Source organism: Nocardioides sp. LHD-245 (assembly GCF_030929495.1).
Taxonomy (GTDB): Bacteria; Actinomycetota; Actinomycetes; order Propionibacteriales; family Nocardioidaceae; genus Nocardioides.
In genome coordinates this window covers 43,824-67,382 of the sequence record NZ_JAVFWN010000013.1, presented here as the reverse complement: position 1 = coordinate 67,382, position 23,559 = coordinate 43,824, and the positions used below count along the sequence as shown (strand labels likewise).

Sequence of the window (23,559 nt, the reverse complement as noted above, 5' to 3'; positions counted from 1 at the left end):
GACCCACGCGCCCGGCGCCGGATCAGCGCACCCGCTTGGCCTTGCTGACCGCCACGCCGCTCGCCGTGCCGTTCTGCACGGTGACCCGCACCGACAGCCGGCGCCCACGATCGGCCCGGGTGACCTGGTAACGGGCCTTGGTCGCCTTCTTGATCGGGCGGCCGTTGCGCAGCCACTGGTAGCGGACGGACGTCACGCCCGCCGACCAGCTGCCCGTGGTGGCGCGCAGCACCTTGCCCACCTTGGCCGCGCCGCGGGCCTTCGGCGGCGCCACCGCCGTGAGCGGCGCGACGTCGCCAGGCTGGCCGCCGTTCGCGCCGCCGCTCGGACCGCCGTTCGGGCCGCCGCCGGCCGGCGGGCTGAGCGGCGCGGCGGACCAGTCCGGCTCACTGCCGCCCGGCAGCAGCAGGCTCAGCGCACCGGTGCAGGCGGGGTTCTTGTTGTCCGCGAAGGTCCAGATCCCGTCGGCCGCGCCGAACGCCAGCGTCGTGCTGTCGGGCGACCAGGTCGGATCGGTGATCTTGTCCGCGGCCTCGCCGTCGAGGTTGCACGCGTCGTCGGGGAGGCCGGGGACACCGCCCGAGCGGATGTTGCCGTTGATCCGGTAGGTCATGATGTCGCGGCCGTCGCCGTACCCGCGGACGCCGGCCAGCATCGTGCCGTCGGGCGAGACCTCCGTGTTGCCGTAGTCCTCGCTGGGGTACCAGATCTCGCCGTCGTCGAACCAGTGCTGCTGGGTCGCCGATCCCACGTCGTGCACCATCACCTGGTGGCCGTAGCCGCCGCTCTGCAGGGTGCGGCGGTTGGTCACCCAGGACGGGTCGCCGTAGAAGGACGTTCCGTACGACGCCGGCGTGCCGGCGCCCGTCGTGCTGACGTACCCCGTCGCGGTGCGCCAGCCGCAGCCGTTGGTGCAGGAGTGCTCCGAGAAGGTGTAGGCGATGAGGGCACCGTCGGGCGAGATGGCGGCGTTGACCGGGCTGCCGTCCATGGTCCCGCCGAGCGAGCTCGGGAGTCGGGGCGGGTCGATCTCGGCGAGCACCCGCCCCTGCTGGTCCAGGGTCACGATGTTCTGGTAGCGCACGGCGGCGACCACGCCGCCGTCGGACTGGCTGGGAGCACGGTAGGGCAGTCCCGCGCTGCCGTCGGTCGTCAACGGACGGGCGCCGGTGCCGTCGCCCCGGGCGATCCAGACGTTGTGGTCCTTGATGTAGGTGATCGTGCCGGCGCCCGACGCCGCCGCGGACGCGTGCGGCGTGACGTGCGGGAGCGGGAGCAGCAGGGCACCGGCGCACAGGGCGGCGAGCCCGGCACCGGCGATCCGGCCGGGTCGGTGGGTCATGGGTTCTCCACGTTCGAGGGGTTCTGGGGGTCTAGATAGGTCTCCCCCACCGTCTCGACGCGGAGAGCCCGGCGGACAGGTGCAGGAGTCCCCGAACGCCCGGGACGCCGTGGAGCCACCCCGCCCGTCACCACGGCTTCCTGGTGTGCATTCACCGAAACGTCGGTGACACGACGCCGACATACGCGATCGCTAGCTTGCCGAGCGACCGACTGCCCGACCGGGAGCCGGTCGGACCGACAGAAGGAGAGTTCGTGAGACCCGACCCGCACACGCTGCGCGCCTCGCTACGCCGCCGACTGCTGCCCGGCGTCGCGGCCGGAGCCCTGGCCACCGGCCTGCTCGCCACCGTCCCGACGCCCGCGGACGCGTGGAACTCCGTGCCGACCGTCGGCGGCGACACCTGGGGCGTGCACGACGCCGCGAACCCCGGTCTCGACACGGGCAGCGTCCGCAGCACCGGCGGCAACGCGCTGCAGGGCTACGGCGGTCTGCGGATCGAGGTCGAGGACGGCACCAGCCGGCTCAACGGCGTGCTGCTGCGCGGCTTCGGTCTCACCTACGACGGCCACGAGACCTTCACGACGACGAAGGGCGTCGACGTCGACGGTGTGGTCGTGCGCCGCGAGCTCGTGGTCCCCGAGGGCGAGAGCTACGGCCGCTTCCTCGACACGTTCACCAACACCACCCACGAGGCCGTGACCTTCGAGGTCGCCTTCGGCGGCCAGCTCGGCTACGACACCGGCGAGAACCAGAGCGAGATCAGCGCCACCGGCAGCGGCGACGACACCATCGACAGCGCCGACGGCTGGGCGTCCTGGTCCACCCCGACGACCGCCGCCGGGAACCCCAGCCAGAACGGCCCGTCGGCCACGGTCTTCGGCACGCCGGACCGCGCCGAGTCGCTCGACCGGACGGGCAACTTCCTGCTCGACCCCTTCGGCACGCCGCTGCCGACCGCGGGCGACGCCGCCAACCACCCCGGGTTCGTCAACACCATCACGGTGGCGCCGGGGGACAGCGCCTCACTCCTGCGCTACGTGGTGACCGGCCTGCCCGAGGGCCGTGCGGTGCTCGGTGCCACGCGACCGGCCGGGTCCGAGGTCAGCCGGGTGGAGGCCGCGGCCGCGACCCTGGCCGCGGTGCCCGACGTCGACGGGCTCAGCGTCGCCGAGCTCTGCTCGGTCACCAACTTCGACGCGGGCGCGCTCGGCCTCGGCGGCGCGGAGTGCGACCAGCGCGCGAGGAACGAGCTGGTCAACCAGGCGCGGGGCGCCACCGCGGCCGTCACCCCACCCACCACCTCGCCGTACGACGTGGTGGGCAAGTCCATCACCGAGCTGGTCGCCGACCTCAAGGCCGGCCGGACCAACTCCCAGCAGATCGTCCGGGCCTACCTCGACCGGATCGCGGCCTACGACCGCGGCCCGCTCGGGCTGAACTCGGTCATCGCCGTCGCGCCCGACGCGATGGCCCAGGCCCGCGCGGCCGACCAGGCGCGGAGGAACGGCGACAGCCGACCGCTGCTCGGCATCCCGGTGCTGGCCAAGGACATCATCGACACCAAGGACATGCCGACCACCGGCGGCTCGCGTGTGTTCGACGGATACCAGCCACCGACCGACGCCTTCCAGGTCGGCCTGATGCGCGAGGCCGGGGCGATCGTCCTGGGCAAGGCGAACCTCGCCGAGTTCGCCAACGACGGCCACTTCAGTCCCAACGGCTACGGCATGGTCTGGAACGCCTTCGACCCCTCACGCAGCCCGATCGGCTCCAGCGGCGGCTCGGCCGTCGCCGTCGCGTCGAGCTTCGCCGCCGCAGCCTGGGGCACCCAGACCGGGGACTCCCTGTGGGGGCCCTCGGGCGCCGCCAGCCTGTACTCCCTCCGGGGCACCGACGGCATGCAGTCCAGCGCGGGCACCATGCCTCTCACCCTGATCCAGGACTACGTCGGCTGGATCGGGCAGTCCATCGAGGACCTCGCCCTGCTGCTCGACGTGACGGCGGTCGACAACCCCGACGACGTGCTCGATGACGTCGCCAACGGCCACCGCCCCGACGACTGGACGGCACACCTGTCGGGCGACGCGCTGCGGGGCAAGGTGATCGGCGTCCCCGCCACCGCGTTCGACGACCCGTTCGGGACCAGCGAGGTCAGCGACGTCCTGGAAGCCAGGTTCGCCGACTTCGAGGCCGCCGGAGCGACGATCGAGGTGATCCCCGACTTCGCCGCCGCGCCGACCCGCGGCAACTACGGCAACACCGGCTACGAGGGTTGGCTGCAGTGGCTGGCCGCGCACCCCGACGCGCCGTACGACCGGCCGGAGCAGATCACCAACGACCCGCTGCGAGTGCCCTACCAGTACCCCGGGGTCTACACCGGCGACGGGACCGGGATGACCGAGCAGCAGCAGCGTGACTTCGAGGCCTACCGCGCGCTGTACCGCGACAACATCGCAGGCTGGATGGACGACAACGGGGTCGACGCCGTGCTCTACCCCGCCGAGCTCAGTGAGATCCACCTCAACGACTCGATCCAGCCCAGCTTCGGCCGCAAGGACCCGCAGTCGTCGGCGGCAGGGGTGCCCACGGTCATCTTCCCGGCGGGCGCGACGGAGAACGGCAACCCGGTCGGCTTCCAGCTCCAGGGCAAGGCGTTCCAGGACGCCGAGCTGATGGGCTTCGCCTACGCCTTCGACAAGATCGCGAACGGGCGGGTCCTGCCGACCGACGTCACACCCCGGCTGGAGTACGACGCCGACGCGGTACCCGACGACGTCGACCCGCTCGACCCGCTGCCGGAGCCGCCCGTCGTCACGCCGGCGGCCGCCAAGCGGCTGACCGTGCTCGACCCGCGTGCCAAGGCGAAGCTGCGCGGGGGCAAGGCACGCGTGGCGTTGAGCATCGGCTGCGCCAGCGTCACCGACGACTGCACCGGCCTGGTCCAGGTGCGGATCGGGAAGCGCACCTTCACCGCGCCGGCGACCGTCGGCGCGGGCGGCCAGTCCACCGTCACGGTCCGGCTGGCCAAGAAGACGTCGACCAAGCTCCACAAGGGCCGCAAGCTCGCGGTGTGGGTCACCTTCAGCGGCACCGACACCACAGCGAGCACGACGACACCGGTCAAGGTCAAGGTCCGCCGCTGAGCTCGGGCCCCCGGGCCTGTGCCCCCGTCGTACCGGACGAAATGGCTGCGATCCGCGCCGATCCACGACCATTTCGTCCGGTACGACGGAGGAGCCCGCTCACCAGTGCTCGAGCGAGGCGGTCATGATCGCCGCGAGATCCTCGCCGGCCACGTCCTTCGGGGCCGTCGCGAGCAGCCGCTGCTGTTGCAGCGCACCGTCGACGAGCGCGTCGACGTCGCCGGCGGCGTACCCGACCTCGGCCAGGCCGTTGGGGATCCCGATGTCCCGCATCAGCGCGGCGATCACCCCGGGCAGCACGTCCGGGCCCGCGCCCTCGACGCCGGGCGACAGCAGCCGGGCCGCCCGCAGGTGCCGCTCGGGGGCGGCGTCGAAGGTGAAGCGGAAGGCCTCGGGCGCGGTCAGCGCGACCGCCATGCCGTGCGGCACCATCGCCTCGTCCTGCGGATAGTCGGCGGGGCGGAAGTCGCGGACCCGTCCCGCGATCGGGTAGGCGTTGGCATGCGGGATGTGGACGCCGGCGTTGCCGAACCCGAGCCCGGCGAAGGTCGCCGCGAGCGCCATCTGCTCGGCTGCCCCCGTCGACCCCGTGCCGCCGACCTCCTCCCTCGCCTCGCGGACGGCAGCCCGGAACGACCCCGCCAACAGGCCCAGCGCGCGCTCCGACCAGAGGTCGGCGATCGGGTTGGCACCGCAGTAGGGCACCCGTTGCTCGGGCTGCTTGGCCGGGAGCTCGCCGTACCAGCGCGCGGTGTAGCTCTCCAGCGCGTGACACAGGATGTCCATCCCCGCCGCCGCGAGCACCCCCGGCGGCTGGGTCGCCGACAGCGCCGGGTCCACCACCGCGAGCCGCGGCCGCAGGGCCGCGTGACTGATGCCGGTCTTCACCTTGAGGGCCAGCACGTCCATCACGCAGATCGTGGTCGACTCGGCGCCGGTGCCGGTCGTGGTCGGTACGGCGGCCAACGGCAGCACCGGCTGCTCGGGCGCGCGCGCCTTGCCGATGGGCGCATTGACGTAGTCCATCAGCTCGCCCGGATTGGTCACGAGCAGCGCGACCGCCTTCGCGGTGTCGATCGAGGATCCTCCGCCGACAGCGACGACCGCGTCGAACAACCCCGCACCGCGCGCGAACGCGACGGCCTCCTCCAACGAGGCGTCGGTCGGCTCGACCCGCGCCCCGGCGTAGGTCACGACCTCGACGCCGTGGGCGCGCAACGACGCTGCGACCGTCTCGGCGTGCCCCGCAGCCACCACGCCCACGTCGGTGACGAGCAGCGCCCTCCGAGCGCCCCAGCCGCGGACGTCGTACCCGACCTCGGCGGCGGCGCCGCGGCCGAACTTGAGGGCGGGTGCGGCGTAGGTGAAGACGGTCTCGGTCACGCCTCGACAGTATCGCCGGCGGCGTCGATGGCGGCGCGGACCGATCCGTAGACCTTGATCCGGCGGGCCGCGACGTCGGCCAGCGGGACCCAGGCGACCTCGTCGGTGGTGCCGTCCTCCTCCACGACGCGCGGCTCACCGGGGCCGACCCGGGCGCGGTAGATGACCCCGATCGCGTGGAAGTCCTCCTCGCGGCCGTTGGGGGCCGTGCCGGTGAAGTGGTGGTCGAGCACCGTCAGCAGGTCGCCCGCCTCCCCCTCGAGCCCGCACTCCTCCCACAACTCGCGGCGGATCGTGTCGCGCGGCGACTCGCCGTGGTCGATGCCGCCGCCGGGTAGGTGCCAGGTGCCGGGGTCGGGGGCGAGGTCCGAGGTGCGGGTCAGCAGGATCGCGCCGTCGCGCACGACGTAGGCGTAGGCGGCGGTGCGCTGACGCTGACGCACCGCGTGCGACGCCAGCGCCTCCGTCACGAGACCGACCGTCGGCACGGTGCCGTCGAGGACGGCCGCGATCGGCTTCCAGGCCGCCTCCGCGGTCGACCCGTCGACCTCGGTCACGTGCGGCTCGGGCGCGTCGGCAGGCACCCAGCCCTCGTAGACGATCCGGACGGAGTGAGCGTCGACCCGCCGCCCGCGACGCCAGGAGTCGGCGACATGGAGCGAGTGGACATGGGCGGTCTCGCCGACCTGGGCGTGCAGCCCGGTCTCCTCGTAGACCTCACGGACCACCGCGTCGCGCGGGTCCTCGCCGTGGTCGACGCCGCCGCCGGGCAGGGACCACAGCTCGCGCTTGGTCACCCGCTCCGCCAGCCGGGACAGCAGGATCTGGTCGCCGCGGACGATGACGGCGTACGCCGCCAGCCGCTGCACCCGCTGCACCATGCCCGCCCTATCCGTTGAGTCGTCGGTCCTGACCGGTTGAGTCGTCACTTCTGACCTGTCGAGTCGTCGGTCCTGACCCGCGAGGATCACAGCCAGGAGCCTATGCCGTACCGCCGCGATCCGAGCCAGCGGGAGAGGGCAGCTCAACGGTCAGTTTGCGGCAACTCGACGGGTCAGACGTGACGACTCGACAGGTCAGATGTGACGACTCAACCGAACAGGGGGCGGCTGTCGCGGGCCAGGGAGTGCCGGCCGGCCCAGCGCCAGATGCGCGCGGAGCGGTCGCGGTCCTCGTCGGTGACCAGGTTGCCCATCCAGCGCAGGGCGAGGGTCATCAGCAGGTCGGAGCGCATGCCGATCGGGCCGAGGGCGGGCAGCAGCCGGGGCACGGTCACCAGCCCGGCGAGCCGGCGTGCGATCGAGAAGGACTCGCCGTAGTGCTCGCGCAGCAGCTGCGGCCAGACCGCTCCCAGGTCGGCGTCGGCCGACTCGGCGAGCAGCTCGGCGACGACCCGGCCGGTCTCGAGGCCGTAGTCGATGCCCTCGCCGTTGAGCGGGTTGACGCACGCGGCGGCGTCGCCGATCAGCGCCCAGTTGCGGCCCGCGACGTTGCTCACGGCGCCGCCCATCGGGAGCAGCGCCGAGGTCGGCGCCCGCAGCTCCTCGCCGAGGCCGAACTCCTCACGCAACCGGTCGGCGTACAGCTTCATCAGGGGCTTGATCGCCACGTCCGCGGGCCGCTTCGCGGTCGCGAGCGTGCCGGCGCCGAGGTTGACCTCCCCCGTGCCGGAGCCGAGCGGGAAGATCCAGCCGTAGCCGGACAGGATCTCGTCCTGCTCGCCGCGCAGCTCGAGGTGCGAGCTGATCCAGGGGTCGTCGGCGCGGGTGGAGGTGACGTAGGAGCGCCCGGCGACGCCGTACACGGTGTCGCGGTGCCACTCGCGGCCCAGCACCTTGCCCAGCGGCGAGCGGACGCCGTCGGCCACGACCAGTCGCCGGCAGGCGACCGAGCGGCCGTCCTTGAACTCCACGGCGGCGACCCGCTCGCCGTCCATCCGTACGCCGACCGCGCGGGCACCGTCGAGGGCCTGGGCACCGGCCTTGAGGGCCGTGGTCCGCAGGTGGTCGTCGAGCTCGGTGCGGGCGATGGCGCTGCCCCAGTCCGGCAGACTGCCTCCCGGCCAGGGCAGATGCAGCGTCTGCCCGAACCCGTGCGCCCGCAGCCCCTGGTGGACGGTGTGCGAGCGGACCCAGTCGCGCAGCCCGAGGCGCTCCAGCTCCCCGATCGCCCGCGGGGTCAGACCGTCGCCGCAGGTCTTGTCGCGCGGGAACACCGCCGCGTCGGCGAGCACCACGTCGAGCCCCGCCCGCGCCGCCCAGGCGGCCGCCGCGGAGCCGGCGGGACCGGCACCGACGACGAGGACGTCGGTGCTCAGGTCAGGGGCTGCGCTCATCCCCCGATTGTGTCAGGACCCCATCGCACCGCGGAGCACCAGGGCGACCGCGGTCTCCGGGAGGTCGTCCGGGAGGTCGTCCGGGAGGTCGTCCGGCATCTCGCCGTCGAGCTGGGCGACGTACCTGTGCGCCAGGCCGCCGAGCATGGCGATCACCAGATGCGGGTCCGCATCGGGCACAGGCCACCGGCCCGTCCCGGCAAGTTGGGCCGAGCGGCCCTGGATCCCGGGCCGACGGGACGGCGAGGGTCGGCGGCATGCGACCTTCACGACCTCTGCGCCTCCTGGTGCTGACGACGCTCGCCCTCGTGGCGAGCGTCCTCGGCCTTCCCGGAGCGGGCCCCGCTCCGGCCACCGCCGCCCCGTCGAACGCAGGCACGATCGTCTACCTCAAGGGCTACGACGTCTACGTCGCCCGGCCCGACGGCACCGGCGAGCGCCGCCTGACCACCGACGGCACGCTGAGCGACCCGTGGCTCTCGCCGAGCAGCGCGGACGACGGGACCGTGGTCGCCGCGCGCGGCACCACCGTGGTCCGGATGGACCAGTGGGGCACCGTCCTCAACGCCTTCGACCCGCCGGACCTGTGGGACTCGGCCGGCGAGACCATCGGCGGCCGGATCGACCACGTCGTGGTCTCACCCGACGGCTCGAAGGTCGCCTACACCTACGAGCACGACAGCTGTCCTCCGCGTGGCGCCTGCCGGCTGCGGTGGACGACGGCGATCAGCGCGTCCACCACGCTGACCTCCGCGATCCCGCACGGCTTCGCGTTCTACCCGGACCCCTCCTGGGTCACCGGCTCGCGGCTGGTCACCGGTGGCGACACCGACGACCTCCACGTCTACGATCCCGGCGTCAGCGAGAACCTCTGGTTCTACGACGCCCAGCCCAACGTCAGCGACCCGCACGACCTGTTCGAGCCGACGATCTCGCGGGACGGCACGATGATGGCGACCGTCCGAGGGATCGGGACCGAGCAGCACATGGGGATCTGGCAGCTCAACGGCAACATCCTCACCGGCCCGGTCCGGGCCGGTGAGCCATCCATCTGGCCCACCTTGATCTGCAAGTGGGTCGAGGCCACCTTCTCCAGTCCCACCTTCTCGCCGGACAACTCCTCCCTCGCCTGGGCCGAGGGCGACGGCGTATGGGTGCTCGAGGACCCGCTGGGCTGCGACAGCCCACCGTCGCTCGTGATCCCCGGCGCCTACGCGCCGAACTGGACGGCAGCGCCCCTGCAGTCGGTACGCCCGACCTACCCGCCGAAGCCGGGCAGCGGTGGCGGCTTCGCTCTCACCGACTCCCCGAGCGTGAAGGCCAAGGGCGCCGTGCGGGTCGGCGCGAAGCTGCGGGCGACCACCGGTACCTGGCAGCCGGCCCCCACCGGGGTCCGGTACCAGTGGCTGCGTGACGGCAAGCCGATCAAGAAGGCCACGAAGGCGTCGTACAAGGTGAAGAAGGCGGACCGGCGCCACCGGGTGAGCGTCCGGGTCACCGTCAGCCGCGCCGGGTACGCCGACGCGGTCGCGGTCAGCAGGAAGCTGAAGGTGAAGCGATGAGGACGACACGAGCGCGCCCGTTCCTTCGCGCGGCGCTGGCCGTCCCTGTCACCGTCGTCACCGTCGCGGCTCTGGCCGCGTGCGGGGGCGGGGACGGCGAGGACGACGGCACCGACACGACCGGAGCCGATGCCGGGTCGACGGTGGAGGAGGGCACCGGCGTCGACGACGGGCCCGCCGGCGTGCCCGAGGAGTGCGGGGCGGCCTTCCCCCAGGCCCTCGGGCCCGCCGACGTCGCCGACCTCGCCCTCCTTCCCGACGGGTTCCCGGATCCTCCGGTCGAGGCGACCTTGTGCATCACGGCCGAGACGGTCGGCGGCAGTCAGGAGACGGCGTCCTACGCCAGCGACGCCACGGCCGAGGAGATCCTGGCCGGCTATGAGGCAGCGCTCGCGTCGTACGGTGCGGCGCGTGATCAGGACGGCATCGGCCGACCGATCGTGACGGCGGCCGACGGGGACCTCATCATCCAGGTGACACCGCAGGACGGCGGCTTCGTGCTGGCGTTCTCCGGCTGAACCCGCCACCTCGGGCTGTCGGAGCGACCATGATGGGCGTCGTGCCCGCGCCCGAGCTGCCGTCGCCACGCGGCCACGCGGCCCGCGGCGCCGCGGGCCGCGTGGCCGCGGCGCTCGGGGTGACGCAGCTGCTGCTGGCGGCGGCGACCCTCGGGATCCTCCTGGCGACATCGCAGGTCCCGGAGCCGGACTACGAGGTGCGCCGGGAGCTGGCCCCGCTCGACCTCGTCGCGAGCCTGCTGTACGGACCGCTCGGGACGCTCATCGTCACCCGCAGCCGGCACGCCGTCGGGTGGGCGTTCCTCGTCATCGGGGGCGGGTACGCCGCCACGGCGGCCGGCATCGCCTGGACGATCCTGTGCGTGGCGGAGCCCGGCCTGCCGGGCGCCGCGGTGGCCGCGCCGATCCTGCTGACCGGGTGGACGACCGCGACGCTGGTCTCGCTGCTGGTGCTGCCCTTCCTGCTCACGCCCGGAGCGCCGACCGGATGGGCCCGGCGGTTCGCCGTCGCGGGTGGGCTCGTGGTGGGCCTGGCCAGCGCTCTGCGGCTGCTCATCCAGACCCCCGGCGCGCCGACCAACCCGCTGTCCGGCGGCGCCGGGCTCGCCGACCTCGCCTACGACGCGGACTCCGCACTCATCCCGATCTACTTCCTCCTCGGCCTGGCCGGCGTGGGCTGGCTGGGTCACCGGCTGCGGACCGGCGACGCCGAGGAGCGGCGCGGCCTGGCGTGGCTGCTCGCCGCCCTGGTGGTCGTCGCGCTCGCGTACATGACCTTCGAGATCGGCATCAGCCTCGCGGGCACCTGGTTCGTCGCGGGCATCGTGCTGCTCTCGATCGCCGAGGTGATGCTGCTCGCGGCGGTGTTCGTGCTGATCCGCCGCCAGCCGTCCTGGCGCGTCGACCTCGCCATCTCCCGGACCCTGGTCGGTCTGCTGCTCACCACGACCCTGGTGGCGGCGTACGTCCTCGCCGTGTGGGCGCTGAGCATGATCGTGCCGTGGGGGGCGGAGTCGACGGGCCTGGTCGCGGTCGCCGCGCTGGCGCTGGCGGTGCTGCCGTTGCGGGACTGGCTCCAGGGGCAGGTCGAGCGGTTGGTCTTCGGATCCGGCGCCGACCCGTCCGCGCTGCTGGAGCGGGTCGCTCACGCGATCGACGCCGGCGATCCGGACAGCCCCCAGCTCAGTGGCCTCGTCGAGGCGCTCCGCAGCGCGCTGCGGCTGGCCAGGGTCGAGGTCAGCCTGCACGACGAGCTGGTCGCCGCCGCGGGCCGTCGTGCCGCGGACGACGACGCGCGTTCGCTGTGCCTCGACCTCCACCCGCGGGGCCGGACGGTCGGCGTCCTGACCGTGGTGCCGCCGCGCGGCGAACGACTCGACCCGCGGACCGTGCGGCTGTTGCGCCAGATCTCCGGACTGGTGGCGGTCGCCGCCCTCCTCGATGAGGCGAACCGGGCCGTGGAGGAGGCCCGCGCCCGCGTGATCGAGGTGCGTCACGAGGAGCGGCGGCTGCTGCGCCGCGAGCTGCACGACGGCCTGGGTCCCGCACTGTCCGGGACCGCACTGGCTCTCGCGGCGGTGCCGGCCACCTCGCAGCTGAGCCCCGACGACGCCGCCCTGCTGCGGCGGTTGGTCGGCGAGCTCAGCCATCGCGCCGACGACGTACGCCAGATGGCCCGCGTGCTCCTGCCTCCCGTGCTCGACGAGGGGCGACTCACCGAGGCGCTGACCCTGCTCGCCGACCGCTACACGATGCCGCGCTTCTCCGTCTCCGTCGAGGCGCCGAACGCCGACCGGCTCGACGGGATCCACCAGATCGTCGTCTACCAGGTGGCGGCGGAGGCGATCCGCAACGCCGCCCGGCATGCGGGCGCACGCCACTGCCGGGTCCACCTCACCCTGCCGGTGCACGGCGGCCTCCGGCTCGAGGTCTCCGACGACGGCCGCGGGATCGAGCGGTCCACACCCCCCGGGGTGGGCATCATGTCCATGCGGGAGCGAGCCGCCGAGCTCGGTGGCACCGTCGAGGTGCGCGCCCGCCAGGAGAAGGGGACCCGCGTGGTCATGACGCTGCCGTGAACGACCTCGAGCCGATCCGCGTGCTGGTCGTCGACGACCACCCCGTCTTCCGGATCGGGATGGCGGCGCTGCTGCGATCGCTGCCGGACGTCGAGGTCGTGGGCGAGGCCGCGGACCGGGCCGAGGCCCTCGCCGTGGCCGAGGAGCACACGCCGCACGTCGTCCTCATGGACCTCGACCTCGGCGGCGACTCGGGCGTCGAGACGACCCGAGAGCTGTGCCGGCGGGATCCGACGCTCGGGGTGCTGGTGATCACCATGCTCGGCGACGACGACTCGCTGTTCGCCTCGATCCGCGCCGGCGCCCGCGGCTTCCTGCTCAAGGGCGCCTCCCCCGACGAGGTGGCCCGGGCGGTCCGCTCGGTCGCCAACGGGGACTTCCTGCTCGGGCCGCAGCTCGCCCAGCGCGGCGCGCTCTACCTCTCCGGTGCCCGCACCCGAGGCACGCTGCCGTTCCCCGAGCTGACCGACCGCGAGCGCGAGGTCGTGGACCTGGTCGCCCGCGGCCACGACAACGCGACCATCGCCCGGCGCCTGGTGCTGAGCAGCAAGACCGTGCGCAACTACGTGTACGGCGTGCTCGCCAAGCTCGACGTACCCGACCGGGGGCAGCTGATCGTCCGTGCCCGGGAGGCCGGTCTGGGCGGCGAGGAGCCCGACCCGGCGCCGCGATGACCCGGCCCAGGAGGCCCGGCGGAGGTGTCCCGGGAGATGTCCCGCGAGGTGTCCCGCGAGATGTCCCGGAGATGTCCTGGCGGGATGTCCCGGACGACGGCCCAGGAGATCGTGACGAGGGGACCTGATACCCGGGCCGTCGGTCCTCCGAGCCTGGGGGTATGAACGAAACCACTCCCCTGTCCCCGTCCGTGCCCGCAGCGTCGGGCACGGAGGGCCGCGCCGGCTTCACCGCCTGGCCGCTGCTCATCTCGCTGTGCGGTGTGCTGGGCGTCATCGCCCTCTTCCTCGAGGGCCGGCCCGACGCCAACGGCAGCGATTTCGACTACCCCGTGACGGCCGAGGACATCCTCGGCCTGGACCACGTCCCGTACCGGCTCTCCGGCGCGGTGGGCTACATCCTCGCGCTGCTCCTGATCGCGGCCGCCGTCATCTGGCGCCATCGCGTCGAGCGTCGCTTCCCCGGCTCCTCGGGTGCGACCGCCGTGTCGTACGGCGTGATCGCCACCGCTGCCCTGGTCACGCTGACCTACGGCTGGCGCGGGGCGGTCGGCAACTACCTCCCGACCGGCGCCGAGGGCGACACCTACGACGCGGCCGGCCTCTACAGCTACTACATCATGACCGACTTCAGTCCCTACATCGCGTTCATCCCGCTGCTCGCCTCGTCGTACGGCCTGGCCTGGATGGCGTTCCGCGAGCGCCTCGTCTCCCGCGGCCTGGGCACCCTGGCGGGTCTCTTCTCCAGCGCGCTGCTGGTGGCTGTGTTCGTCACCGGCGTGCCCGGCCTGCCGGCGATGATCATCGTGGGTCTGATCGTGGCCGGCATCTGGCTGGCCGTCGGCCGCAGCCCGATCACGGCGGCCCAGCCGTGAGGTGCCGTGCCATCGCCGCGGCGGTCGTGGCGACCGCTGCGGCCGCGGCGGCGTCGACCGCCGCGCCGGCACAGGCCGAACCCGGCCTGTGGGACTCCGTCCCGCCCGAGATCCAGCTCGGCATCCCGGCCAGCCCGGGCCAAGGAGCCTGGGCCGGCTGGTACAAGGAACCGGTCACGATGACGGTCAACGCCACGGACAACATCGGGGTCGGCGTCATCGAGTGGACGCGCACCGGAGCGCACGAGGACTCCGGCAAGGTCGGCGGCGCCGGCACCTCCCTGACCTTCACCCAGCAGGGCGTCACCAACGTCGACGTCGTGGCAACCGACTTCGCCGGGCTCGAGGCGGGAGCGGAGTACGGCGTCGGCCTCGACCTGACCGACCCGACCATTGCCTTCGGGGGCAGTGCGGCCAACGGCCAGCCGATCCGGCGGGGCGAGGAACGGCGCCTGGAGATCGGCTGCGCCGACGTGCCCACGGCGATCATCTCCTGCCAGGCCCGCATCGGGCAGGACAGGTTCGGCTTCGGCGAGCCGGTCCCGACCGCCGCCAATGGCACGTACGCGGTCCACGTGACCGCCTTCGACGCCGTCGGACGGTGGACGGAGAAGACCTTCACCTACACCGTGGTCGATCCGCTCCTCCAGGTCACCGGCGACCCCGCCATCGCCGGGAACCCGACGAGCGCCACGGTCGGACAGACCCTCACGGCGACGGGCGGCGCCTTCGCGCCGGCGGCGACCCGCGTCGACTACCACTGGCAGGTGGCGGGACAGCCCGCCGCCGTCGCGCCGACGTACGTCGTGCGGGCCGAGGACGTGGGCAAGCGCATCTCGCTCTACGCCAGCGGCCACCGGGCTGACTACGTGGTGGCGAACACGCGCACGGTCGGGAGCGTACTCGCGACACCCGGCGCCTTCGAGGTGGCCGGCCGACCGACCGTGTCGGGGACGGCACGGGAGAACGAGACCCTCCGCATCGTCCGACCCGCCGTCACACCGGCACCGCAGATCATCGCGAACTACTGGACCATCGACGGCTCGGTGGTGGAGACCGACTCGCCGAGCCTTCCGCTCACCGGGTCCCACGTCGGCAAGACGATCGAGTGCCACCAGACCTACGCGCTGCCCGGGTACGCCGAGGTCCGGGTGCCGTGCGTCTTCGCCGACGGGTCGACCAGCGTCACGGTGGTCGGGATTGCCGCACCGCCGTCGGGCACGGACTCGGCCTGGAGCGTGCTGGTGCCCACCGCCCTCAAGGGCAAGGCGACGGTCGGGAAGAAGCTGCGTGCCGTCCTGCCTCAGCTGTCCGGCCCGGCCGGCGGCTACGCCTACCAGTGGCTGCGCAACGGCAAGCCCATCGCGGGCGCCACCGGGGCGTCGTACAAGGTGCGCAAGGGCGACGCCAAGCGGAAGATCGCCGTGCAGGTGACCGCCTCCACGCCCCACCGTCCCGACGTCGTCTCCGTCTCATCGGCGAAGAAGGTGCGTCGCTGATGAGCCCACGACCCCGGACCCGCCACCTGCTGGCGACGCTCGCCCTGGCCTGTGCCGGGGCGGGCGTCGCCGCCCCGGCACACGCCGACCTGCCACCCGGCGGCGGTGACAACACCCCACCCAAGATCACCGTCACCATTCCCCCCAGCCCCTGGGAAGGCTGGTACCCCGGCCCCGTCGACGTCACCATCTCCGCCACCGACGCCGCCGGCATCGAAGGCCTCTCCTACACCCTCACCGGCGCCCAGACCGGCGGCGACCACTCCGACTTCGAGCCACTGAACCTCACGATCTCCCAGCCGGGAACCACGATGATCACCATCACCGCCACCGACACCAACGGCATCCAAGCCACCGCGAAGTACGGCGTCGGCGTCGACCTCACCGACCCGAGCATCGAGGTCGGCGGGAGCGTCACGGACGGGGGAACCATCCGCCAAGGGCAGGTGCGGACCCTGACCTACGCGTGTGGCGACGCGCCGACCGGCATCGCTTCCTGCGCCGCCACGGGCGGCCTCGTCTCCGGCGGCGCGGTCCCGACCGACACGCTCGGCGCCCACCGGATCACCGTCTCCGCCGTCGACCACGTGGGCCGCAGCCGGACCCGGAGCATCGACTACACGGTCGAGATGCCGCTGCTGGTGATCAACGAATCGCCCGTCATCAAGGGCGCCCCGGCCAGCATCAAGGTCGGCCAGACGCTGGAGGCCACGGCCGGGCTCTGGACCCCGTCCGCGGAGCGGGTCACCTACGTGTGGACGCGCTTCGGCAAGGTCGTCGGCACCGGCCCGACCTACACGCCGACCGCCGCCGACGTCGGCGGCCGGATCTCGCTGCAGGCGACCGGGCACCGCGACGGCTACGCCGACACCACGGTCCCATTCACGACCGGGTTCGTCCTGGTCGAGCGGGGGGACTTCGCGGTCGGTGGACCGACCGTCGTGACCGGCAGCGCCCACGTGGGCGGCACCCTGTCGATGACCAGGCCCACGGTGGAGCCGGCCCCGTCGATCACCAACCTGTGGACGATCGATGGAGAGGAGTACGAGACGGACTCCCCATGGCTCGACCTGACCGCGGAGCATGCCGGCAAGACCATCGGCTGCGTCCAGATCTTCTCCCGGGCGGGGTACGTCGACGCGACCAGCCCGTGCGTCTTCCCCGGCGGTGCCACCAGCGTCGTCGTGCCCGGCCCGACAGCTCCGGGGGCCGGCGGGGGCGCCGGGGGCAGCACGGACGCCGCATGGAGCGTGCTGGCCCCCACCGCCCTCAAGGGCAAGCCGGTGGTCGGCAAGAGACTGCGCGCCGTCCTACCCCAGCTCTCCGGCCCAGCACAGACCTGGACCTACCAGTGGCTGCGCAACGGCAAGCCCATCGCGGGCGCCACCAAGGCGACGTACAAGGTCCGCAAGGCCGACCGGAGGCGGAAGATCACCGTCCGGGTCACCAGCACCAGCCCTACCGGCACGGTCCTCGTCTCCACCGCCACGCCCAAGCGCATCGCCCGCTGAGCGCCACCCGCCCCATCTGATCTCTCGAACGGCCAAGGAAACCCATCCATGAGGCAACGCCTGCTCGCCGCTCTCGCCCTGACCATCGCCACAGCCCTCGCCGTGGCACCCGGTCCGCGCGCCGACGCTCTCGCCGACACCAGCCCACCGGTGATCACGGTCGACATCAGGGCCAGCGACGGCCACGGCCCCTGGATCGGCTGGTACAAGGACTCCGTCTCGGCCGAGCTGAGGGCGACCGATGAGGACGGCATCGGCCGCCTGTCCTACCGGCTCACCGGCGCCCAGACCGGCGAGGGCAGCTCTGCCGGCCCGCCGCTGCCAGTCACCATCTCCGCCGAGGGCCTGACCACCATCGAGATCACCGCGACCGACTTCGCCGGAAAGACCAGCACCCGCAGCTACGGCGTCGGCATCGACCGCACCAACCCCACCGCCACGGCCGCCAACCTCAGTGCGGAGCTGGGAGTGCCCCGCAACGAGAACCGCACCATCGACTACTCCTGCGCCGACCCCGGCGGTCCCACCAGCGCGATCGTCTCCTGCACCGCCGCCCACGACGGCATCCCCTTCACCTCGGGCAGCCGGATCGACACCTCCCAGAGCGGCGCGCACACCCTCGTCGTCACCGCGAGGGACCGGGTCGGCCGCACCGCCCAGCACACCGTCACCTACCAGGTCAGCAGCTACGCCCTCGTCAGTCCCCCCGTGCTCGAGGGCAACCCCACCATCGTCAAGGTCGGCCAGCAGCTCCGTGCCAGCGTCGCGTTCGAGCCCACCCCGGGCTCGATCAACTACGCGTGGTACCTCGATGGCGTTCACGCCTCCAACCAGGCAACCTTCACTCCAAGGGTCGCCGAGCGCGGCAAGCGGATCTCGCTCCGCGTGACCTGCTCGGATGGAAGCCCCGGCTTCGACAACAAGACGAGTCCGCTACCCACAGCAGGCATCCTCATCCAAGACGACCTGCGGGTGGACAAGCAGCCCACCATCGCGGGCGACCCGGCCACCATCCGCGTCGGCTCCGTGCTCCGGGTGACCGATGCCGAGTTCGCCCCCCGTCCCAGCAGCATCGCCTATCGGTGGTACGCCGACGGCCGGCAGGTCGGCACCGGCAAGGAGTACACCGTCCAGTCGGCCGACCTCGGCAAGACCATCGCCATGGACGCCTTCGCCGTCGCCCCCGACCCGAGCTACCTGGACACCGTCAGCGCCCGCGTCGGCTCCGTCAAGGTCGAGCCGCACGTCTTCCAGACCCAGAAGTCGCCTGCGGTCACTGGCACGGTCGACGTCGGCGGCACCCTGACCATCACCGACGGCACCGTCACCCCGACCACCCCACCCGCAGGCAGCCATTGGACCGTCGACGGCGCCGTTGTGGCCACCGGCAACCTGCTCACCCTCACCCGCGCCCACGCCGGAGGCGTCGTGGCCTGCTACCAGGTCTTCACCAGACCCACCTATGCCGATCTCACGCTCCCCTGCATCTTCCCCGGCGGCACCACCACCGTCACCATCCCCGGCACCCGCACCGGCGGCTCCGGCAGCGACGCCGCTTGGACCATCGATACCCCGGCCGCGATCAAGGGCAAGGCCAAGCCCGGCAAGACTCTCCGCGCGGTCCTCCCGCAGGTCTCCACGCCGGCTGCCGGCTACCGCTACCAGTGGCTGCGCAACAACAAGCCCATCAAGAAGGCCACCAGAGCGACGTACCAGATCCGCAAGGCCGACCGCGGACGCAGGATCGCCGTCCGCATCACCGCGATCTCGCCCGGCCGACCCGACCTGGTCTCCCTCAGCCCGGCGAAACGAGTGCCCCGATGACGATCCACCGACGACGTGCGCTGCTGCTTCCTCTCCTGCTCCTGAGCGGTGTGCTCACGACCACGGCAGGCCAACAGAGCGCGGCGGGCGAGGACCTGAAGAACTTCTACTACTACGGCCCCAACCCCTCGGTGCCGGAGGTCCCCTATGTCGGCGAGGCGCTGACGGTCACTCGCGCTGGCCTCCTCCCCGACCCGCAGTACGTCGAGACGCTCTGGACGATCGACGACACCACGCGGGGCGACACGGGCCATCGACTCCTGCTCACCGCGGAGCTGCTCGGGTCCCGGATCTCCTGCGAGCAGTCCTACAGCCATCCGGGCTACCGCTCCGTCACGCTGCCCTGCGCGTTCAACGCAGGCAACGCTGGGCTGCCCTGGGTGATCGTGCAGGCCCGTCCGGGCGGGCCGACCACGCCCACCCCGACCACGCCGACGACCGATTCGGCGTGGATGGCCACGACGGCCGCCGCGCTCAAGGGCAGGGCCGAGGTCGGTGCGAGGCTGCGCGTCATCCTCCCCCAGCTCACCGCACCCGCCAGCACGTACTCCTACCAGTGGCTGCGCAACGGCAAGCCCATCAAGAAGGCCGCCAAGGCGACGTACCGGATCCGCAAGACCGACCGCGGGCGCAAGATCAGCGTCCGAGTCACCGCCGCCGCCCCGCATCTTCCCGACCTCGTCTCGGTCTCACCGGCCAAGCGGGTCCGGCGCTGAACCCCCTCCCCCACAGAGGAATGTCCCGAGAGGAAAGGACAAAGGCCCTCCCGAGCAGAGCTCGGGAGGGCCTTTGGCGTCAGGGCCGGTCATCGACCGGGATCCGATCAAGCAGGTTGATCGGATCCCGGTCGTTGTCCGCGCGCTCCGCGCTCGCGCCGGTTCGACTCAGTTCTGGTAGGAACCGAAGTCGAAGTCGTCCAGCGCCACGGCCTGACCCTGGTTGCCGAACTCGTAGTCGTAGGACTCGTAGCCCGTGACGGCGTACGCCGCGGCGCGCGCCTCCTCGGTCGGCTCGACCCGGATGTTCCGGTACCGCTCCAGACCGGTGCCGGCCGGGATCAGCTTGCCGATGATCACGTTCTCCTTCAGGCCGCGCAGGCTGTCGGAGCGGCCGTTGATCGCGGCGTCGGTGAGTACCCGGGTGGTCTCCTGGAAGGAGGCCGCCGAGAGCCACGACTCGGTCGCGAGCGAGGCCTTGGTGATGCCCATGAGCTCGGGCCGACCCGAGGCCGGCTTGCCGCCCTCGGAGACCACGCGACGGTTCTCCTCCTCGAAGCGGACCCGGTCGACGAGATCGGACGGCAGCAGGTTGGTCTCGCCCGACTCGAGCACCGTGATCCGGCGCAGCATCTGCCGCACGATGATCTCGATGTGCTTGTCGTGGATAGACACACCCTGCGACCGGTAGACCTCCTGGACCTGGTCGACGAGGTGCTGCTGCGTGCGGCGGACGCCGAGGATGCGCAGCACCTCCTTCGGGTCCTCCGTGCCGGCGGTGAACTTGTCGCCCACCTCGACCCGACCGCCGTCCTCGACGAGCAGGCGCGAGCGGCGGGAGACGGGGTACTCCTTGACCTCGCTGCCGTCGTCGGGGGTGACCACGACGATGCGCGCCTTGTCGGTCTCCTCGATCGCCACGCGGCCGGCCGCCTCGGAGATCTGGGCGTGACCCTTGGGGGTGCGCGCCTCGAAGAGCTCCACGACCCGGGGCAGACCCTGCGTGATGTCGTCGGCCGAGGCCACACCACCGGTGTGGAAGGTACGCATCGTCAGCTGCGTGCCGGGCTCACCGATGGACTGCGCCGCGATGATGCCGACGGCCTCACCGATGTCGACGAGCTTGCCGGTGGCCAGCGAACGGCCGTAGCACTTCGCGCAGGTGCCGGTCCGGGCGTCGCAGGTCAGGACCGAGCGGACCGTGACCTCCTCGATGCCGGCCTCGATGAGCTCGGCGATCTTGACGTCGCCGAGGTCGTCGCCCGCACCGGCCAGCACCTCACCCGTGGTCGGGTGGGCGATGTCCTTGGCGGCCGAGCGGGCGTACGCCGCGGTCTCGGCGTTCTCGTCCTTGACCACGACGCCGTTCTCGTCCTTGACGCCGATCACCTTGGGCAGGCCGCGCTCGGTGCCGCAGTCGTCCTCACGGATGATGACGTCCTGCGACACGTCGACCAGGCGACGGGTCAGGTAGCCCGAGTCGGCGGTCCGCAGCGCGGTGTCCGCCAGACCCTTGCGGGCACCGTGGGTGGAGATGAAGTACTCCAGCACGGAGAGACCCTCGCGGAAGTTGGCCTTGATCGGCCGCGGGATGATCTCGCCCTTCGGGTTGGCCACCAGACCACGCATGGCGCCGACCTGGTTGATCTGGTTGAAGTTGCCCGAGGCACCCGAGTGCACCTGCACGTAGATCGGGTTGGTCGGGTTGGCCTCGAAGGTGGCACGCAGGGCCTTGCCGACCTCCTGGCTGGCCTTCGTCCAGATCTCGATGAGCTCCTGGCGGCGCTCCTCGTCGGTGACCAGACCGCGCTCGTACTGCTTCTGGATCTTCGCCGCCGACTCCTCGTGCACGGCCAGGATCTCGGCCTTGTTCGGGGGCGTGATGACGTCGTCGATCGACACGGTGACACCGGAGCGGGTCGCCCAGTGGAAGCCGTTGTCCTTGAGCGCGTCCAGGGACGCCGCGACGACGACCTTGGGGTAGCGCTCGGCGAGGTCGTTGACGATGGAGCCGAGGCGCTTCTTGCCGACCTCCTCGTTGACGTACGGGTAGTCGGCCGGCAGCGCGTCGTTGAAGATCGTGCGGCCCAGGGTGGTCTCGACCAGGGTGGTCACGCCCTCCTCGACGCCCTCGAGCGCGACATCGGTCAGGCGGATGAGCGCCCGGTCCTGCAGCGTGATCTCGCCACGGTCGTAGGCCATGATCGCCTCGGCCGGGGAGGTGAAGGAGCGCAGCCGGGTCTCGCCCTCGATCTCGACCGTCGCCTCGCCACGCTCGGTGGTGAGGAAGAACAGGCCGATGATCATGTCCTGGGTCGGCATGGTCACCGGACGGCCGTCGGACGGCTTGAGGATGTTGTTGGTCGACAGCATCAGGATCCGCGCCTCGGCCTGGGCCTCGGCGGACAGCGGCAGGTGCACGGCCATCTGGTCACCGTCGAAGTCCGCGTTGAACGCGGTGCACACGAGCGGGTGGAGCTGGATGGCCTTGCCCTCGATCAGCTGCGGCTCGAAGGCCTGGATGCCGAGGCGGTGCAGGGTGGGCGCACGGTTGAGCAGCACCGGGTGCTCGGTGATGACCTCTTCGAGGACGTCCCACACGACCGGGCGCGCGCGCTCGACCATCCGCTTGGCGGACTTGATGTTCTGCGCGTGCGAGAGGTCGACGAGCCGCTTCATGACGAACGGCTTGAAGAGCTCGAGCGCCATCTGCTTGGGCAGACCGCACTGGTGCAGCTTGAGCTGCGGACCCGACACGATGACCGAACGACCGGAGTAGTCGACGCGCTTGCCGAGCAGGTTCTGACGGAAGCGACCCTGCTTGCCCTTGAGCATGTCGGACAGCGACTTCAGCGGCCGGTTGCCCGGGCCGGTGACGGGGCGACCACGACGGCCGTTGTCGAACAGCGAGTCGACGGCCTCCTGGAGCATCCGCTTCTCGTTGTTGACGATGATCTCCGGCGCGCCGAGGTCGAGCAGCCGCTTGAGGCGGTTGTTGCGGTTGATGACCCGGCGGTAGAGGTCGTTGAGGTCGGAGGTCGCGAACCGGCCACCGTCGAGCTGCACCATCGGGCGCAGGTCCGGCGGGATGACCGGGACGGCGTCCAGGACCATGCCCTCCGGCTTGTTGCCGGTCTTGCGGAACGCGTCGACGACCTTGAGCCGCTTGAGGGCCCGGACCTTGCGCTGGCCCTTGCCGGTCGCGATGGTCTCGCGCAGGTTCTCGACCTCGGCGGCGATGTCGAAGTCCTGGAGCCGCTTCTGGATCGCCGTGGCGCCCATGTGGCCCTCGAAGTACTTGCCGAACCAGTTCTTCATCTCGCGGTACAGGATCTCGTCGCCCATGAGATCCTGCACCTTGAGGGTCTTGAACGTGTCCCAGACCTCGTCGAGGCGGTCCAGCTCGCGCTGGGCCCGGTCGCGCAGCTGCTTGAGCTCGCGCTCCGCGCCGTCGCGGACCTTGCGGCGCTGGTCGGCCTTGGCACCCTCGGCCTCGAGGGCGGCCAGGTCCTCCTCCAGCTTCTTGGTGCGGTCCTCGAGACCGGCGTCGCGCCGCTTCTCGATGGACTGGCGCTGCAGGCCGATCTTGCCCTCGAGGTCGGACAGGTCGCGGTGGCGCGCGTCCTCGTCGACGGAGGTGATCATGTAGGCCGCGAAGTAGATGACCTTCTCGAGGTCCTTCGGCGCCAGGTCGAGCAGGTAGCCGAGGCGGCTCGGGACACCCTTGAAGTACCAGATGTGGGTCACCGGGGCGGCGAGCTCGATGTGGCCCATCCGCTCGCGGCGCACCTTGGACCGGGTCACCTCGACGCCGCAGCGCTCGCAGATGATGCCCTTGAAGCGGACCCGCTTGTACTTGCCGCAGTAGCACTCCCAGTCCCGGGTGGGACCGAAGATCTTCTCGCAGAAGAGGCCGTCACGCTCCGGCTTGAGCGTGCGGTAGTTGATGGTCTCCGGCTTCTTGACCTCGCCGTGGCTCCACGTCCGGATGTCGTCCGCGGTGGCCAGGCCGATCTGAAGCTGGTCGAAGAAGTTCACGTCGAGCACGATGGCTGCAACCCTTCGTTGGATCTGAGAAAAAGTGAAGTTGGTTGGG

General features: G+C 71.8%; 16 protein-coding genes. 10 read left to right on the top strand and 6 right to left on the bottom strand.

Going from position 1 to position 23,559, the window contains the following annotated elements; all coding sequences use genetic code 11:
• Positions 1 to 22: 22 nt before the first annotated feature.
• Positions 23 to 1,342, bottom strand: coding sequence for a hypothetical protein (locus RB608_RS19300; RefSeq protein WP_308089676.1), 1,320 nt, complete (start codon positions 1,340 to 1,342; stop codon positions 23 to 25).
• 254 nt (positions 1,343 to 1,596) lie between these two features.
• Between RB608_RS19300 and RB608_RS19295 the strand changes: the two genes are divergently transcribed.
• The gene (locus RB608_RS19295; RefSeq protein ID WP_308089675.1) at positions 1,597 to 4,488 is read left to right on the top strand and encodes an amidase; all 2,892 of its coding nucleotides are present in this window, start codon (positions 1,597 to 1,599) and stop codon (positions 4,486 to 4,488) included.
• A 99-nt stretch (positions 4,489 to 4,587) separates the two neighbouring features.
• Here RB608_RS19295 and RB608_RS19290 read toward each other — a convergent pair whose 3' ends face one another.
• From RB608_RS19290 to RB608_RS19275, 4 genes are all read right to left on the bottom strand, one after another.
• Complete coding sequence (locus tag RB608_RS19290) at positions 4,588 to 5,871, bottom strand: hydroxyacid-oxoacid transhydrogenase (RefSeq protein WP_308089674.1); 1,284 nt, start codon at positions 5,869 to 5,871, stop codon at positions 4,588 to 4,590.
• On the bottom strand, positions 5,868 to 6,752 hold the full coding sequence (locus RB608_RS19285; protein WP_308089673.1) for an NUDIX domain-containing protein: 885 nt from the start codon (positions 6,750 to 6,752) through the stop codon (positions 5,868 to 5,870). Before RB608_RS19285 ends, RB608_RS19290 begins: the two co-directional genes overlap by 4 nt.
• A gap of 209 nt (positions 6,753 to 6,961) precedes the next feature.
• The gene (locus tag RB608_RS19280) at positions 6,962 to 8,206 is read right to left on the bottom strand and encodes a geranylgeranyl reductase family protein (RefSeq protein WP_308089672.1); all 1,245 of its coding nucleotides are present in this window, start codon (positions 8,204 to 8,206) and stop codon (positions 6,962 to 6,964) included.
• 12 nt (positions 8,207 to 8,218) lie between these two features.
• Positions 8,219 to 8,386: a hypothetical protein gene (locus tag RB608_RS19275; RefSeq protein WP_308089671.1), complete on the bottom strand. Its 168-nt coding sequence runs from the start codon at positions 8,384 to 8,386 to the stop codon at positions 8,219 to 8,221.
• Positions 8,387 to 8,463: 77 nt separating this feature from the next.
• Here RB608_RS19275 and RB608_RS19270 point away from each other — a divergent pair, with 77 nt between their 5' ends.
• From RB608_RS19270 to RB608_RS19230, 9 genes are all read left to right on the top strand, one after another.
• The gene (locus RB608_RS19270; RefSeq protein WP_308089670.1) at positions 8,464 to 9,768 is read left to right on the top strand and encodes a hypothetical protein; all 1,305 of its coding nucleotides are present in this window, start codon (positions 8,464 to 8,466) and stop codon (positions 9,766 to 9,768) included.
• A complete protein-coding gene (locus RB608_RS19265) occupies positions 9,765 to 10,286 on the top strand; it encodes a hypothetical protein (RefSeq protein ID WP_308089669.1) in 522 nt (173 codons plus the stop codon). The genes RB608_RS19270 and RB608_RS19265 overlap by 4 nt, the downstream gene beginning before the upstream one ends.
• A 41-nt stretch (positions 10,287 to 10,327) precedes the next feature.
• Positions 10,328 to 12,364, top strand: coding sequence for an ATP-binding protein (locus RB608_RS19260; protein ID WP_308089668.1), 2,037 nt, complete (start codon positions 10,328 to 10,330; stop codon positions 12,362 to 12,364).
• Positions 12,361 to 13,038, top strand: coding sequence for a response regulator transcription factor (locus tag RB608_RS19255; protein WP_308089667.1), 678 nt, complete (start codon positions 12,361 to 12,363; stop codon positions 13,036 to 13,038). Before RB608_RS19260 ends, RB608_RS19255 begins: the two co-directional genes overlap by 4 nt.
• 161 nt (positions 13,039 to 13,199) lie before the next feature.
• Positions 13,200 to 13,913 (top strand): hypothetical protein, encoded by a 714-nt coding sequence (locus RB608_RS19250; protein WP_308089666.1) that lies wholly within the window; start codon positions 13,200 to 13,202, stop codon positions 13,911 to 13,913.
• Positions 13,910 to 15,412, top strand: a complete 1,503-nt coding sequence (locus tag RB608_RS19245) for a hypothetical protein (protein WP_308089665.1) — start codon at positions 13,910 to 13,912, stop codon at positions 15,410 to 15,412. Before RB608_RS19250 ends, RB608_RS19245 begins: the two co-directional genes overlap by 4 nt.
• A complete protein-coding gene (locus tag RB608_RS19240) occupies positions 15,412 to 16,923 on the top strand; it encodes a hypothetical protein (protein WP_308089664.1) in 1,512 nt (503 codons plus the stop codon). The genes RB608_RS19245 and RB608_RS19240 overlap by 1 nt, the downstream gene beginning before the upstream one ends.
• A gap of 48 nt (positions 16,924 to 16,971) precedes the next feature.
• On the top strand, positions 16,972 to 18,747 hold the full coding sequence (locus tag RB608_RS19235) for a hypothetical protein (protein WP_308089663.1): 1,776 nt from the start codon (positions 16,972 to 16,974) through the stop codon (positions 18,745 to 18,747).
• Complete coding sequence (locus RB608_RS19230) at positions 18,744 to 19,463, top strand: hypothetical protein (protein ID WP_308089662.1); 720 nt, start codon at positions 18,744 to 18,746, stop codon at positions 19,461 to 19,463. Before RB608_RS19235 ends, RB608_RS19230 begins: the two co-directional genes overlap by 4 nt.
• Before the next feature lie 168 nt (positions 19,464 to 19,631).
• On the opposite strand, the gene RB608_RS19225 is transcribed toward RB608_RS19230, so the two are convergent.
• Positions 19,632 to 23,510 (bottom strand): DNA-directed RNA polymerase subunit beta', encoded by a 3,879-nt coding sequence (locus RB608_RS19225; protein ID WP_308089661.1) that lies wholly within the window; start codon positions 23,508 to 23,510, stop codon positions 19,632 to 19,634.
• Positions 23,511 to 23,559: the final 49 nt, after the last annotated feature.